Annotated in this window: 13 protein-coding genes; 6 read left to right on the forward strand and 7 right to left on the reverse strand. The window is 68.9% G+C overall.

All coding sequences use genetic code 11. The features are described 5' to 3' along the window. Positions 1-66 precede the first annotated feature (66 nt). The 3 genes from IPK71_18035 (at position 67) to IPK71_18045 (ending at position 3,158) form a co-directional block, all read left to right on the forward strand. Complete coding sequence (locus IPK71_18035) at positions 67-372, forward strand: YfhL family 4Fe-4S dicluster ferredoxin (GenBank protein ID MBK8215636.1); 306 nt, start codon at positions 67-69, stop codon at positions 370-372. Between the two features lies 1 nt (position 373). Continuing rightward, a complete protein-coding gene (locus tag IPK71_18040) occupies positions 374-1,243 on the forward strand; it encodes a hypothetical protein (protein MBK8215637.1) in 870 nt (289 codons plus the stop codon). A gap of 154 nt (positions 1,244-1,397) precedes the next feature. Further along, the gene (locus IPK71_18045; GenBank protein ID MBK8215638.1) at positions 1,398-3,158 is read left to right on the forward strand and encodes an amidohydrolase family protein; all 1,761 of its coding nucleotides are present in this window, start codon (positions 1,398-1,400) and stop codon (positions 3,156-3,158) included. A gap of 77 nt (positions 3,159-3,235) precedes the next feature. Here the strand turns inward: IPK71_18045 and IPK71_18050 are convergent, their stop codons facing one another. After that, positions 3,236-3,985, reverse strand: coding sequence for a VOC family protein (locus tag IPK71_18050; protein ID MBK8215639.1), 750 nt, complete (start codon positions 3,983-3,985; stop codon positions 3,236-3,238). 712 nt (positions 3,986-4,697) lie between these two features. On the opposite strand from IPK71_18050, the gene IPK71_18055 reads away from it, so the two are divergent. Further along, a complete protein-coding gene (locus IPK71_18055; protein ID MBK8215640.1) occupies positions 4,698-5,849 on the forward strand; it encodes a phosphatase PAP2 family protein in 1,152 nt (383 codons plus the stop codon). A 45-nt stretch (positions 5,850-5,894) separates the two neighbouring features. Here the strand turns inward: IPK71_18055 and IPK71_18060 are convergent, their stop codons facing one another. From IPK71_18060 to IPK71_18080, 5 genes are all read right to left on the reverse strand, one after another. Continuing rightward, positions 5,895-7,754 (reverse strand): 4Fe-4S binding protein, encoded by a 1,860-nt coding sequence (locus IPK71_18060; protein MBK8215641.1) that lies wholly within the window; start codon positions 7,752-7,754, stop codon positions 5,895-5,897. 319 nt (positions 7,755-8,073) lie between these two features. After that, positions 8,074-9,027, reverse strand: a complete 954-nt coding sequence (locus IPK71_18065) for a DUF362 domain-containing protein (GenBank protein MBK8215642.1) — start codon at positions 9,025-9,027, stop codon at positions 8,074-8,076. Positions 9,028-9,210: 183 nt separating this feature from the next. Then, positions 9,211-9,441, reverse strand: a complete 231-nt coding sequence (locus IPK71_18070) for a hypothetical protein (protein ID MBK8215643.1) — start codon at positions 9,439-9,441, stop codon at positions 9,211-9,213. A gap of 29 nt (positions 9,442-9,470) precedes the next feature. After that, complete coding sequence (locus tag IPK71_18075; protein MBK8215644.1) at positions 9,471-10,433, reverse strand: hypothetical protein; 963 nt, start codon at positions 10,431-10,433, stop codon at positions 9,471-9,473. Further along, positions 10,430-12,079, reverse strand: coding sequence for a hypothetical protein (locus tag IPK71_18080; protein ID MBK8215645.1), 1,650 nt, complete (start codon positions 12,077-12,079; stop codon positions 10,430-10,432). The genes IPK71_18075 and IPK71_18080 overlap by 4 nt, the downstream gene beginning before the upstream one ends. Positions 12,080-12,250: 171 nt before the next feature. Between IPK71_18080 and IPK71_18085 the strand changes: the two genes are divergently transcribed. After that, positions 12,251-14,242: a protein kinase gene (locus tag IPK71_18085; protein ID MBK8215646.1), complete on the forward strand. Its 1,992-nt coding sequence runs from the start codon at positions 12,251-12,253 to the stop codon at positions 14,240-14,242. 27 nt (positions 14,243-14,269) lie between these two features. Here IPK71_18085 and IPK71_18090 read toward each other — a convergent pair whose 3' ends face one another. Beyond that, positions 14,270-14,929, reverse strand: a complete 660-nt coding sequence (locus IPK71_18090) for a hypothetical protein (protein ID MBK8215647.1) — start codon at positions 14,927-14,929, stop codon at positions 14,270-14,272. Between the two features lie 74 nt (positions 14,930-15,003). Here IPK71_18090 and IPK71_18095 point away from each other — a divergent pair, with 74 nt between their 5' ends. Further along, positions 15,004-15,345 carry a histidine triad nucleotide-binding protein gene (locus IPK71_18095; GenBank protein MBK8215648.1) on the forward strand — a complete coding sequence of 114 codons (342 nt, stop codon included), beginning with the start codon at positions 15,004-15,006 and terminating at the stop codon, positions 15,343-15,345. The last annotated feature ends 6 nt before the right edge of the window (positions 15,346-15,351 follow it).

Here is a 15,351-nt window from a genome sequence, read left to right on the forward strand (position 1 = left end):
AAACGAGAGCTTCCGCTACGTTTCGCCCGCGAGGGGCGGCCACGCCGGCATCCCAAGGACACCACCATGGCGACCTACATCACCTCCGACTGCATCAACTGCGGCGCCTGCGAGCCCGAGTGCCCGAACGAGGCCATCAGCGAGGGCGACGAGATCTACGTCATCGACCCCGAGCTCTGCACCGAGTGCGTCGGCTTCTACGACCACGAGGCCTGCCAGGCCGTGTGCCCGGTCGAGTGCTGCCTCCCGGATCCGAAGCACACCGAGGAAGAGAAGCTCCTCCTCGACCGCGCGCTCCGCCTCCACCCGGACGACGAAGAGCTCAAGAAGCGCGCCGGCGCCGACAACTTCCCGTCGCGCTTCCGCAAGTAACGTGGCCCTCGGCGCGCCGCCCGCGGTGTCCGTCCGTCGTCACGCTCGCGGCCTCGCGACGCGTGGCTTCGTGGCGATCGCGGCGTGCGCGCTCGTCGGTTGTGGCGGCGGCGCCCCGCTCCTCCACCCGGCTCGCACCCTCCCTTCGGGCGAGGTGCGGGTCGCGGGCGGCCTCTCGGGAAACTTCGTGCCCGGAGGGCTCGCCTCGGACCTGCGCGCCGCGCGAGAGCAAGCCGCGACGTCTCCTCAGGCCGTCCCCGGTGGCCCCGGAGAGAACCCGGCGTACGCCCGCGGCGCGCTCGTGGCCGCCGCGATGGCGCCCGGGATCGCGCCCTTCGTCGGCGCGCGTGTCGGTCTCGGGAGCGCCTTCGAGGGCGGCCTCGCCTACACGGGGCGCGCCGTGCGGGTCGACGTTCGCAAGTCGTTCGACACGAAAGACACGTCGCTCTCGATCGGCATCGGCGGGAGCGCCGCCCTCTACGGACGCGACGGCGGTCAGAACGAGCTCCCGGGCTTGGACCTCGGCGCGCTCAAGGGCTACGGCGCCGACGTGCCGCTGCTCGTCGGATGGCAGAGCCAGGGTGGCCTCTACCGTGTATGGGGCGGGGCCCGCGGTGGCTTCGAGCGGGACAGCGTCGGGCGGCTCTCGAGCGAGCCTCGCGATCCCGTGCCCGGGGCGCCCCTCACCCTCGACGCGACGCGCTTCTACGCGGGGGGCGTCTTCGGTCTCGCGACGGGCCTCCGCCACGTGCACGTCGCCCTCGAGCTCCAGGTCGCGTACCAGACCGCGAGCGGCACCTTCAACGGGTCCAGCGTCTCGGTGAGCGGTCTGTCGGTGTCTCCGGCGACGGCCCTCCTGTGGACGTTCTGAGACCTCGTTTTTCCGAAAATGGTCAATTGTTACTTTGGCTTGTGCGCGGCTTCGTCGGGCGCGCCGTCGAGCCCCTCGCGTCTTAAACGCGTCACCGAGCCGTCCTGCTGGCGCGCGTGGTGCGGGATTCCGTAGTCTCGGGCACGGAGGCAAGATGGGCTTCGATCTCAAGATCACGGGTGGCTTCGTCGTGGACGGGACGGGCGCGCCGAAGGTACGCGCGAACGTGGGCGTGAAAGACGGGCGCATCGTCGAGGTGGGCGCGTGCGACGGCCCCGCGACCGAGACGTTCGACGCCGAGGGCTGCATCGTCACGCCCGGGTTCACCGACATCCACACGCACTACGACGGTCAGGTTTCGTGGGACGCCGACATGGCGCCGTCGAGCCTCCACGGCGTCACCACGGCGGTGATCGGGAGCTGCGGCGTGGGCTTCGCCCCCGTACGAAAGGCCGACCGCGAGCGGCTCGTCGCGCTCATGGAAGGTGTCGAGGACATCCCCGGCTCCGCGCTCTCCGAGGGCATCCGCTGGGACTGGGAGTCGTTCGAGGACTACATGGACGCCATCGACCGTGTGCCGCGCGCGCTCGACGTGGTGGCGCAGGTCCCGCACGACGCGCTCCGCGTGTACGTGATGGGCGAGCGCGCGTTCGCGGGGAGCGCCGCGACGCCGGAGGACCTCGCCACCATGAAGGGCCTCGTGCGCTCGGCGCTGCTCGCGGGAGCCGGGGGCTTCTCGACGGGCCGCTCCGACAACCACAGATCGCGCACCGGCGAGGACACGCCCGCGGCCGAGGCCTCCGCCGAGGAGCTCTCGGCGCTCGCGAGCGCGTTCGAGGGGATCCCGCATGGTGTGTTGCAGGCCGTGTCCGACTTCGACATGGAGCGTGGCCGGGAGCGCTTCGACGCCGAGTTCGACGTGCTCGCCAAGATGGCCCGCGCCTCGGGTGGGCACCGCATGTCGATCTCGCTCATGGAGCGCGACCTCGACAACACCCAGTGGCGTCGCATCCTCGAGAAGGTCGAGGCCGAGAACCGCGCCGGCGTACCCATGCGCGTCCAAGTCGGAGCGCGCGGCATCGGCGTCTTGCTCGGCCTCGAGGCCACGTTCCACCCGTTCATCGGCTTCCCGAGCTACAAGGCCATCTCGCAGCTCCCGCTCGCCGAGCGCGTCGCGAAGATGAAAGACCCCGCGTTCAAGGCGCGCATCCTCACCGAGAAGAGCGAGAAAATCGCGGGCGACGGGAGCTCGGTGCCCCCGATGGCCGACAGGTTCCTCGCGAACATCGATTTCATCGCGATGCGCATGTTCCGCCTCGGCGAGAAGCCGAACTACGAGCCTCCCAAGGAAGACTCGATCTTCGCCGAGTCGATGCGCACCGGGAAGCCCGTGCTCGAGCTCATCTTCGACGCGCTCCTCGAGAACGACGGCAAGGAGCTCCTGTACTTCCCCGTGTTCAACTACGCCGGCTTCAACCTCGACGCCGTCGGCGAGATGCTCGCGCACCCCCTCGCGCTCCCCGGCCTCTCGGACGGTGGCGCCCACGTCGGCACGGTGTGCGACGCGAGCTTCCCCACGTACATGCTCATGCACTGGGCTCGCGACCGAAAACGAGGGAATTTCTCGCTCGAGCACGTCGTGAAGATGCTCACGCACGACACGAGCCGGTTCATCGGCCTCCACGATCGCGGCACGATCGCCGTGGGGCAGCGCGCCGATCTGAACGTCATCGACTACGACAACCTCGCGCTCCTGCGTCCGCGCCTCGTCGCCGACCTGCCGGCGGGGGGCAAGCGACTCCTGCAAGATGCACGCGGTTACCGGGCCACGTTCGTCCTCGGCCAAAAGACCCTCGAGGACGGCGTGCTCACGGGGAAGCGTCCGGGGCGCCTCGCACGCATCGGCCAGGGCTGACGTCGACCTTCACGCAAGCGCGCCCGCGATCCCGAAAGGGGTCCGCGGGCGCCGCTGCGTTCGTGTTCGTGGGGCTCTTACGCGCGCGCTTCGAAGATGCCGAGCGTCGCCCCGGCAGGATCTTGAATCACCGCGAAGGCGCCCATTCCCGGGACCGGAATCTCGGGCATGAGCACCTTGCCTCCGAGGCTCGCGACGCGTGCGTTCGTGTCGGCGAGCTTCGCGACGGCGACGAACGTCATCCAGTGCGGAGGCACGCCGGGCGGCGCGGGCATGGCCGACGCGACCATCTCGGCGCCCTTCGAGAACGTGACGACCTCGGAGCCTTCGCCGAACGACGCTGCCGTCCACCCGAAGAGCTTCGCGTAGAACGCCTTGGCGGCGCCGACGTCGCTCGTCGAGAGCTGCTCCCAGCAGAACTCGCCGTTGCCAGGCATCGGGGACGAGCCACCGTTCGCCTCTCCTTGCGCCTTCCAGAGCGCGAAGAACGCCCCCGCGGGATCCGTGAGCACCGCGAAGCGCCCCATGCCCGGGATGTCCTTCGGGGGCATGACCACCGCGCCGCCGGCCTCGGTCGCGACCACGCAGCTCTTGTCGACGTCCTCGACGAGCACGTAGCTCATCCAGTTCGAGGGCACGCCTGCGGCCTCTTTGGGCATGGGCATGAGTCCGCCGACCTGCTTCTCGCCGACCTGGGCCATCGTGTAGACGAAGTCGCCCATCGGCACCTCGGTGAGCTTCCACCCGAAGAGCCCCTTGTAGAACGCGAGGCTCTTCGCGATGTCGGTGCTCGAACACTCTCTCCAGACGACCTTGCCTTCGTTCATCGTCGTTCCCCTCGTGTCGGGCGCGGCGTGCGTGCCGCGCGCTTCGCGGGTACGGTACCGCGAGCCGATGTATGCATATGCATGAATTTTGTGAGGCTCCCAAAGCTCTTGAATTCGTTGACGAATTAGGGAGTCGTGGGGCGCCTGCGCCGTCGCGCCGTCGCTCGTCCTCTCACCACGATGACGTTCGTCTTGCAGCGGTTCTCGCCGAGGCCCGTCACGTGCGCGGCCGGCTGAGCCTGCGCCCGGCGACCGCGTCGCGACACGATTCCATGCCGTCGCACTCGCCGAAGCTCGTCACGTGCGCGAGCGCTGAGCCTGCGCGGCGACCGCGTCGCGACACGATTCCAGGCCGTCGCACGGGTGCGGCCCGAGCTACCTCCCCACGCCCCCACGCCCCCACGCCCCCACGCCCCCACGCCCCCGTGTCGACGGGGCGTCGGTGCACTGTGAACGCGCGATTCCTCCCGCTCGCGGAGTGGCGCGACCCGATCGTCGAAGTGTTCCAAACGAACCACTAAAGGGCGCCTCGTGCGCCATGGCTCCCTCCACATCACCCAGGCGCGTTTCTTGATCAGTGATCTGCTGGTTCAACCAGTGGAGGCGAAATGTCGAAGGGTCGAAGGTTACGCGCGGGATGCCTCTCGAGACGAGGTGCGACCGAAGAAGGCCTCGCTATGCCGCCCCGAGCTCGTCGGGAAGCGCGGTCACCATGTTGACGGACTTCCTCCAGGCCTTGGCCATGGGCGGCATAGTCGGGGTCTACGCCCTGATCCGACACTTTGCGGCCCGGTCGCGTGTGGCCGTCGCCCCGGGGGAGCTCTCGGCAGGCTCGGCCCAGAAACTTCGGACAGGTCACATCGGCGCCCTGGCCTTCCAGGACTGGCTCGTGGCGGGCTACGTGGTGGCTCTCTGGACACTCGTGGCGCTCGGCGACGGACCGAGGCGCGCACGTGCGCTCGCTTGGCTCACGCTCGACGCCGCGTGTTTCTTCGTGCTGCTCTTCCTGGCGCGGTGGCGGTCCACACCGAAGCCCGCGGCGAACGTGGCGTACCGGCTCGCCCTGCCGGGCGCCATCATGACGACGTTCGCGCAGCTCCATCTCATCCTACCCAGCGCTCGTGGCGTGTCGTTCGACGCGGAGATCTACGCCATCGACAAGCGGGTCTTCGGCTTCGAGCCCGCCGAGGCGTGGGATCGGTACGTGTGCCCGGCTACGACCGAGTGGTTTGCCTTCTTCTACTATCTCTACTTTGGAATCTTGCTCGTCCACGTCGTGCCCATGGCCGTCTTCGAGCGACGCATGAACGTCATGCGTGAGTTCTCGTGGGGCATCTTCTTCGTGTTCTGCGTGGGTCAGCTCGTCTATGTCGCGGTGCCCGGATTCGGTCCGTATCGACTCCTATCGACGAAGTTCGAGCACGGCCTCGAGGGGCCGACGTTTTGGCCCCTCGTCGCCGACACGGTGGCGTCGTTCGACGGTGCTCACCGGACCGACATCTTTCCGAGCTTGCACACGGCCGTCCCCACGTTTTTCACGCTCTTCTCGTTTCGCCACAGGGACAAGGTTCCCTTCCGCTACACGTGGCCCATCCTGGCCTTCGTCACGGGAAACATCATTTTGGCGACGATGTTCCTAAGGTGGCATTACCTGTTGGACGTCATCATGGGGCTCGTCCTGGCGACGACGGCCTTCGTCACCTCTGGCATCCTGCCGAGATGGGAAGACGCCGAGCGAGAGAGGCTCGGGCACGCGCCCATTTGGCGTCCACTCTTCGGCGCCGATCCACGTTGCAGTCGCCGCGCGCTCCTCGTCGCCCCCGCGCCGGCGAGTCCTTGCGACCTCGACGGACCGGCAAACTGAGGGCTTCGCGTGCGAAGGACGCGCACGGCGAAGCCCGGAGTGACGCTACGACTTCTGGTTGTAGCTCGTGTTCTCGAGCAAGATGACGTTCGTCTTTGAGCGGGTCTCTCCGACGCTCGTCACGTACACGGCGGGCTGATCCTGCACGGGGCAGACCTTCTCGCAGGCGCCACAGCCGATGCAGAGCGACGGATCGACGTGAGGCCGCTGGAGCTTCACGGTCTTCATGGCCGGCTGTTCGCCGTTCGGCCCCGCGGTCTTCTCGCGCATGGGGGCCTCGACCTCTTCGACCCAGATGGCCTTGGGCGAGGTCGGGCAGAACTCCTCGCACACGATGCATGGAGTCTGCATGCTCCAGGGGAGGCAGCGCCCGTGATCGTAGAACGCGGTGCCGATCTTCACCGGAGGCGTGCCGATGCCGAGCTTCTCTTTCTCGGTGATCTTCTGGATGGCGCCCGTGGGGCACACCTGGCCGCAGAGCACGCACGAGTGCTCGCAGTAGCCCACGCGGGCGATGAGGATGGGCGTCCACAGGCCCTCGACGCCGGCCTCGAAGAACGCCGGGTGGAGGGCGTTGTTGGGGCACACCTTCATGCACTCGGCGCAGCGGATGCACCGCTCGAGGAACGCGCGCTCCTCGACCGCGCCCGGGGGCCGGATGACCTTCGAGTGGTAGTTCACGTCGAGCGAGTCGGCGATGCGCATGGCCGGGATCGCCGCCGCGCCCGCGGCCATCGTCGCGAGCATGGTGCGGCGCTCGGTGTCGGGCTTCGTGATGGTGCTGCGGCGGTTCGGCAAAAACCGGAACTTGATGACGTCCTCGGGGCAGGCCGCCTCGCAGTTCATGCACATGTGGCATTCGTCTTGGCGGTGTTTCACGCCGCCCTGCGGGCTGTCGGCGCCCTGGCAGTTGACGAGGCAGAGGTTGCAGTCCGTGCACTTCGAGTGGTCCTTCTCCATGCCGAACAAGGAGAAGCGCGCGAACACGCCGAGGAACGCGCCGAGCGGGCAGAGCACGCGGCACCAGAACCGCGGCACGAAGCGGTTCATGAACAAGATGGCCACGAGCAAGAAGACGATGAGCCACGTCTGGTGGAAGTAAAACTGCTTATTTTGCCAGACGGCCTGCGCCAGGAAGTCTTGCGTGTGGTCGGCGGCGCCCTGGAGCGGGCGCGCGGGGACGTTCTGCACCGCGCCGAGGCCGCGGCCCGACAGGTACTGCACGGCCGGGATCACGCCGAGGCCGATCGCGCGCACCGCGACGCAGATGGGATCGAGCAGGCCGCCGATCGCGCTCCCCGCGGCGCTCGCGAGGATGAACGCGTACATGATGTAGTACTTCGCGCGCTGGTAGCCGTGCGTCTTGTTGGCTTCGACGCGCGACGCGCCTCGGCCCTTCGGCGACGGCAAGATCCACGCGAAGAAGTGGTGGAGCGTCCCGAAGGGGCAAATCCAGCCGCAGAACACGCGCCCGAAGAGCATCGTGAGGCCGAGCAGCCCGAGGCTCCAGAGGAGGCCGCGATACACCGTGTGCGTGCTGAGCACGGTCATGGCGGCCACGAACGGATCGGCGAGCAAGAACGCCTCGACGGGGAGCGGGAGGCGCACGGCCTCGCCCGCTTGGGCCGCGAAATTCCCGCGGAAGCCCGTCTGAAAGAGGAAGTACATGAAGAGCGCGAAGAACCCCGTCTGCGAGACGCGACGCGCCCACACGAGCGCTCGGATGACCTTGCGCGCGGGGATCCCCGACCCTGCGCGTTTCGGGTTCAGCTTCGCGCGGAGCTTGTCGACGAGGGACTTCTTGGTCCCACCTCCCCCGGAACCGGACGAGCCTCCTCCGGCTCGGCCCGGGCCACCCTGCGCATCACCGACCGGGGCACGCTCGGCGACCGCGGCGGCCGAAATGCCGGCTTCTGCGGGGCGTTCGGGCGCCGCGCCCTTCGCACATCCGCACCCTTCTCCACACCCCTTGGCCGTGGAGGGCTTCTTCGGCGCGGCGGCGGCGCGGGGCTCGCTCAGCACCACGGAGACGGCGCGATCGATCGGGCGAACGACGCCCACCTCGCCGGTCTTCCACGGGATGGGCCCTTCGTGCCCGGCCGAGAGCTCGTCGGCCGAGGTGACCTCGAGGGCGCGGAAGTCGAGCGAGATGCCGGCGTGAGGGACGGCCGCGTTCTGCGACGACGGGTTCGAGGCCGACGGTGTCTCGGTGCGCTCGGCCACGTCAGACCTCCTTCACGCGGAGCTTCTCCCAGTCCATCGTGCCGATGCCGCGCTCGTGCGCCATCTGGAGGTAGGGGAGGTTCTCTCGCTTCTGCCCGATGAGCGTGCAGCCGAGCGCGTCGGCCGCGACCTGATCGACCGACGCGATGACCGTGTTCATCACCTTGGTGTCGTCGATATTTCCGCCTTGGGGACCGTTGCGCATGAGCACGCGCATCGCGTCGACGATGGTGAGCGAGGGGCGCATGAACGTGGCGAGATCGGCGATGGAGGTGTCGATGTTCTGGTGGAGGCGGTTTCGGCGCCCACCGAGCACGCCGTACCAGTTCTTCATCGCGGCCGTGTACTTGGCGAGGTTGTGGTGCTTCGCCACGGGCACGTTGATGACCTTGTCGGCCTCGACGAGCGTCGTGAAAATCGGCCACTCGTCGAGCACTTCGCCCTTGAGGCGCGTCGTTCGGAACCTGTGATCGGAGGGGAGCACCACCTCGGCGCCGAGGCCGTGCGCCTTGTGCCAGATGCCCGAGCGCTGGAAGCACCGGTGCGGGTCGTTGCAGCTCCCGTCGGCCACGACGACGCGCTTCGCGCCCGCTTCGTACGCGAGCTGGATGACCGTGCCGACCACGTCGGGGTTCGTGTTGGCGGCGTGGATGGGCATGCGATCCCAACCGATGTTGGGTTTCACGACGACGATGTCGCCCCGCGAAACGAAGCGCTTCATGCCGCCCATCGCCTCGACGGCGCGGCGCACGATCGCGTCGGGAGAGACGTCGTCTTGGTCTTTCGGTCCGCGGGCGACCACCATGTCGAGCGGACCTTCGGCCTTCACGCGGTAGTCGCGCACCTGCCGCTCGCCCGTGCCCGTCTTGGCCCCGAAGCCGCCCTTGTCCCACACCGCGCGACCGACGGCGGAGGCCGCGGCGAGGAGGCCGACGGTCGTACCGACGCGCGTCATGGCCTCGCGTCGAGAGAGGGGCTCGCGCTTCGTGTCGGTGACGACCGCGCCGGCGTCGCGGCCCGTCGCTCGTGTGCTCGCGCGCTCGTGGGGCTTCTTTTCCGCGGCCATCGACGTTCTCTTAGCGCCAAGTTCGCCGGAGAGGCAACTCGAAGGGCGCAAGTCGTGCGGGAAAGCGAGACCTCAGCCGTCGCTGTCGGCGTCGGCGCTCGCCTCGGGGGAGGCGTCCCCGTCGGTCGTGTCGGCGTCGCGGCGTTCGCCCGTGTCCGGGCCCACGTCGGGGGTGGCGTCGAGCGCGCCGGTCTCGGCCGCGTCGGTCGGGGCGTCGGTCGGGTAAGTGACGGGGGGAAGGGGCTCGTACGTGAGCGGATCGAGGCCGAAGAACGCGTTGCACGCGGAAAGCCCCACGCCCATGCCGACCGCGACCGCCGCTCTCCGCGCCTTCAAAAGGACACCCCGAAGCGCTGGGTTTTGATGAGCGAAAAAGACTGTTCTTTCAATGGTTTAGGGCCGAAAATGTAGAGCGCCCCGCCCACCGCGAGCACCCCGAGGCCCGAGAGCCCGACCACGGTGCCGATGTCGCCGGTCTCCCGGGCCGCGTTGCCCGCTTCGACGTGCGAGCGATCGTTGCAGAGCCCGTTCGTGCAGTTCAGCGCCGCGCGGTTGTAGTCGGCTGCGCTGACGAGGCCGACGAGGATGCCGGCGACCGCCCCCACCGCGCCGGCCGTCATCGTGACGACCCCCGCGACCTGGTAGGGGCCGAACGTCGACGGGTCGACCGCGTAGTCGGGCTCGTTCCGGCGGTAGGGGAGGCGCACACGGACGGCCTTGGGAGCGCCCTTGGCGGTCGGCGTGTCGGGGAGGTCGACCGTCTCGTCGCCACCTTCGACGGGCACGACGAGCGAGCGGGAGCGAACGCCGCCCCCCGGGAAGATCGCGGTGATCTCGATGGTGCCGGCGTCGACCGGCTGCGGCGCGTCCCACTCCTCGTGGGGGATCTCGCGACCGGCCACGAGGACACGCAGCCCCGGGAGGCTGCGGAGCTCCGGGGGCACACGCACGGTGACCCTCGAGACGCGCGGGCCGAGCTCGGCCGCCCGCGACCGCGCGAGCTTCTGGCCCTCGTCGGTGGTGCGCTCCGCGGGGAGCCCGAGGTAGCGGGTGTACGCGGCGTAGGCCTTCGCGAGCTTCTTCTCCTCGTCGCGGCATTTCGCGAGCTCGAGGAGCGTGGACGCGGCCCCGTCGCTCGCGTAGGCCGCCTCGAGCTTCGGGCACGCCTCGCCGAAGTTGCCCGTGCCGATCTCGGCGAGCGCCTGGTCCCGGAGGCTATCCCCTTGCGCGCTTGCGACACGCGGGGCGAGCAGCACGCCGCATAGCCCCACGAGCGCCGCGAACCGCCTGGTCATTTTCGTCCGTGCCCTTTCCCCAAGATGAGGTTCATCTTGGACGCACCGTCGAACTCGTGCACGTGCGGAGGGTGGTGACACGCGGTGCAGGTGTCGGCTTGGGGGCGGGGCACGGGCATGGCCACCTTGGGCGACCGCTCGTGTTTCGAGCCGGGCCCGTGGCACACCTCGCACTGGACGTTCTTCAAGAGCTCGACGTGGGTGATCGTGCTGCCGCCGGGCTTCTCGTAGCCGGTCACGTGGCACGAGACGCAGTCGAGGTTGAACTCCTTGAACTGGTCGGAGAGGGTCTTGTACGCGTGCGCGTGGGCGGTGCCGTCCCACACCTTGCGCGCGTCCTCGTGGCACTTCGTGCAGGCGTCGACGCCCACGTAGGTCGCGTCGTCTTTCCCGGCGGCGGGCGGCAAGCGGGAGGCGAACGCGAGCTTGTTCTCTTCGTTGACGCGCTTGTAATAGCCCGAGAGCTTGCCCGACATCTGGGCGTCGTTCCCGAGCGACGTCCGGATCTCGCGCATCGCGAACCTGTAGAAGCTGCCCTTCGAGGGGGGAGCCGTCTTCTCGAGGCCTTCGCGCTCGCGCTCGAGCTTCTGGAGCTCTTGCCTGCGCGCGTCGACGTCGACCTTCGCGACCGTCGGGTCGGCCTCCCAGGTCGCGATCTTCTTCCGAAGCTCGTCGATCCGGACGGCCAAGGCCTCGCGCTTTCGAAGGACCTCGAGGCCGGTGCCGTCGGCGAAGGTGAAGCTCTTCTCGCGCACGTGGAGATCGAGCACGCCGACCGTCTGGAGGTGGTTGCCCGTCTCGACGATGAGCACGTTCCCGACTTGCTCGGCCGGCGGTGCCTGGGTGTTCGCTTCGCCTGCGCCGCCCGGGGAGCCCACGAGGATCGCGAGCAGCTTGGGGAACTGATCGGCGAGGCGCTTCGCCTCTCCACGACCGACCGAGGCGAGCAAGACGGTGACGTCGGCGCCCTGCTTCTCGAGCTCGGCGAGGCCCGCCGTGACCGCCTCGGCGAGAGGGCCGTCCTTCACGGCCTCGAGGGGTTTTCCCTCGCGCGCCTTCGACGGGCTCGAGACGCCGACGAAGCCGACCTTGACGCCGCCGATCTCTTTGACGGTCGCGCGCGCCGTCGTCGCGCCCGAGGCGTTGGCGAAGAGGAACGCGGCGCCACTCTTTTTGGTAATGGTTTCGAGTGTTTGTGGGCCGTTGGCCCATTCGTTTCGGGCCGGTGCGAAGGCCGCGAGGCGCACGCTCGCGAGGGCATCGGCGATGGTCTCGGCCTTGGCGACGTCTTGGCTCTTCTTCTGAGCGTCGAGGTCCGGATCCATGAAGAACGTAGGGCCCGCGGTGACCGTCGCGTACGCGGGCGCGCGGGCCTCCTCGGCGCGCACGAGCGCACCGAAGTGGTCCATGCCACCGAGCTGATCTTTCACGCAGCCGCACGGCTCGAGGGCCCCGGCGAGGTCGGAGACGAGGTAGAGCCGCACCGTGGGCTTCTCGTCCGCTGGGGCCACCACCTTCGTGTCCTTGGGCTGACAGGCGTCGCATGCCGCGACGGCGGTGACGGAGAGGCCCAAGGAGAGGGCGACCACGGCCCGCGTCGCGAGCGCTCGTGCGTTTCGTGCGATGTGACCCCGTGAGTTCGGCATGCGACCCCCAGGGTCTTACCAGAACGGCGAGAAAATCCCGAGAGCTGGCCAACCTCCCGATTCTTGAGCTAAAAAGGCCGGTTCTCGAATGGTCGGGTCTATCGCCCGCGCATCGGGATCCTTCGCAAGGATCTCGCAACCCCTGGCAAGATCGGCGACCATAAAGGCTCGATGCGTAGGTTCGGCCCCTTCTTTCTCGAAGCACGACTCGCCGTGGGCGGCACGGCCGAGGTGTACGTCGCGCGGCCTGCGGAGCCACGCCCGGACCTGCCCGATCGCATCGTCGTGAAGCGCCTCCTCCCGCACATGTTGAACGAGCCCGACGCGCGGACCATGTTCGAGCGCGAGGCGCGGCTCCACGCGGCGATCGATCACGAGAACGTCGTGAAGGTGTTCTTCTCGGGCGTCGAAGAGTCCACGAACGAGCCTTACCTCGCCCTCGAGCTCGTCGAAGGTGTCGACGGGTACCGCCTCCTCCGTCGCCTGAAACAAGACGGCCGTTCGTTGCCGGTCGGTCTGGCCGTGCACATCGCTCGGGAGATCCTGAGGGCCCTCGCGAGCGCTCACACCGCGCGCGATCCTCAGGGCAACGCGCTCCACATCGTCCATCGCGACGTGTCGCCGTCGAACATCTATCTCTCCGCCGACGGCAAGGTGAAGCTCGGGGACTTCGGCATCGCCCAGTCTTCCTCGCGGCACTCCCTGAGGAGCGAGGCCGGCGCCGCGATCAAGGGAAAGTACGCGTACCTGGCCCCCGAGCAGGTCAAAGGCGACGCCGCCGATCACCGCGCCGACCTCTTCAGCCTCGCGGCGGTCCTGGCCGAGATGCTCCTCGGTCAGCCGCTCTTCTCGGGCGGCGGTCAGCTCTCGGTGCTCCTCGCGATCCGCGACTGCAAGCTCGACGTGCTCGAACAGGCGCGCCCGACGCTGCCGAAGGGCCTCTTCGACGTGCTCCAGCGCGCGCTCGCGAAGGACCCGAACGACCGCTTCGCGACCGCGTCCGAGCTCGCAGCCCACCTCGCCCCGTTCGACGCCGGCGCGGCTTCCGCCCGAAGCGAGCTCGCCGCCCTCGTCCGCGCGTCCCAGCAAGCCGGCGGCCCCAGCCGAGAGATCCGCGTCCCGTCCCAAGGCGAGATGCCGGCGGTGTCGGTCGGCGTCGCCAAGAAGGAAGACGAGCGAAAGACGAGCGAGTACACGACCGAGCCCTCGTTCGTCGTGACGGCGGCGGGGCGGCTCCACGGCCCGTGGACGTTCGCGCAGCTCATCGAGGCCCTCGCGACGGGCGAGGTCGGTCCCGGCGATCGGGTCGATTACATGGGCACGGGCTTGAAGCCGCTCCGGGAGATCGAGGAGCTCATGCGCTTCGTGCCGCCCTCCACGGCGACCGGCGCCGCGGCGCTGAAGGGGCCAGGCGCGCCCACGTACGCCGGCGAGCTCCCCGAGATGAGCATGCTCTCGCTCCTCGCGGACGTCCTCAAAGGGCGCGAGACGGGCGTGCTCTTCGCCGAGCGCCCGGGCAGCCCGAACGCCGCATCGACGCGAAAAGAGCTCTATTTTCTCTCGGGTCGCCTCCATCACGTCGCGTCGTCGAACGCGAGCGAGCTGCTCGGCGAGTACCTCGTGCGCCGCCGCAAGCTCTCGCGTGACGAGCTCGACCTCGCCCTCGCGATCCTCCCTCGGTACAACGGGCGCATGGGCGACACGCTCATCTCGCTCGGGCTCGTGGACCCCGTCGAGATCTTCCGGGCGATCCGCGAGCAGGGTCGTGACCGTGTGGCCGACCTCTTCACCTGGAAGACCGGCACCGTGGCGTTCTACCGCGACCGCTCGGCGGCGCACGTCGAGTTCCCTCTCGACCTCGATCTCCCGCATCTCATGGTTGCCGGCCTCGAGGCCGAGATGCCTGGCGATGCCCCCCTCGAGCGTTACCGAGGCCACATGAACCGGGTGCTCCGCTTGCGCCCCCTCGCGCCCGATATGGCGGCCTTCGCGTCGGTCGCGTGGCCCGCGCTCGTGTCGCGCATCATGATGCTGCTCGAGAAGCCCCAGGGGCTGAAAGACGTGCTCCGCCTCGCCACGAAGACGGGCTCGTTCACCGCGGCCGACGTGCTCCGCGCCGTCGAGGTCCTCACGGCGACGCGCCTCGCCGCGTTCGACGTGTAGCTCGTAAGTGTCCGATACTGCTTTGGATTAGCTCTCGAGTTTGGGGAAGTGGCGGTGCCCCTCCGAGTCGAACCAGAGCACACGATCGAGGACCTGGGCGGCGTCCAACACGGCGTGGGGGTGGCCCTTCGCGACGACGACGAGGTCGGAGTAGAGCGCGAAGGTCGCCTCGCGGAAGACCTCGAGCGCGCGCACGAACCGCTCCCCGGGATCCGAAGGAGGCGCGCCGAGCAGGTACGTGCACGCCGGCTCCGGCATGAGCGGCACGGACTCGGGGCAGAGGAGCGCGAGGAGCTTGGAGAGCGCCTCCGCGCCTTTCGCGGCGTCGTCGCCGAGGGCCGTCGACAGGGCCCGAACGGCGACCGTGAGGTCCTCGACGTCGGCCGGGGCGAGCACCTCGGGGAGGCCCTCGAGCACCTCGATCACGGCGAGCAGCACCGGGCGGAGCGGTGCGGTCGCGAGCGCACGGAGGGCGGGGGAGGGCGCCGGAGAGTTGACGAGCCAGCTCGAGGCGAACGCGAGATCGAGGCGCGCGTCGACGTCGAGACCCTTGCCCCGCGCCTTGCGGAGGGCGTGCGCCGCGCGGTCGAAGAGGCTCGCGCCCGGCAGACCCGCGCGGAGGCGGAGCTTCTGCTCGGCGTGGTCGAGGGAGAGCGAGCGCCCGTTGGGCAGATCGAAGCGGCTCATGGAGGGAACGTACCAAAGACGCGGCTCGCGGATGGTCGTTCTCCTCGCGTTCGGGCTCTCGTATGCTCCGGGCGATGAGCTGCCTCTTCTGCAAGATCGTGGCGCGCGAAATCCCGGCGGACATCGTGCTCGAGAACGACCACGTGATCGCCTTCCGCGACATTCGCCCCGTCGCCCCCACCCATGTCCTCGTCATCCCGAAGATGCATCTTGCATGCATCCACGACGCGGGCCCCTCCGAGGCCGCCCTGCTCGGCGAGGTGTTCCTCGCGGCTCGGCAGGTGGCCGACAAGCTCGGTCTCGGAGGGCCGGGCTACCGCCTCGTGGTGAACAACGGGGACGACGGCGGCCAGACGGTGCATCACCTGCACGTGCACGTGCTCGGCGGCCGTGGCATGTCCTGGCCTCCGGGCTGAACGGCT

This window comes from Myxococcales bacterium (assembly GCA_016712525.1).
Lineage (GTDB): Bacteria > Myxococcota_A > Polyangia > Polyangiales > Polyangiaceae > JAAFHV01.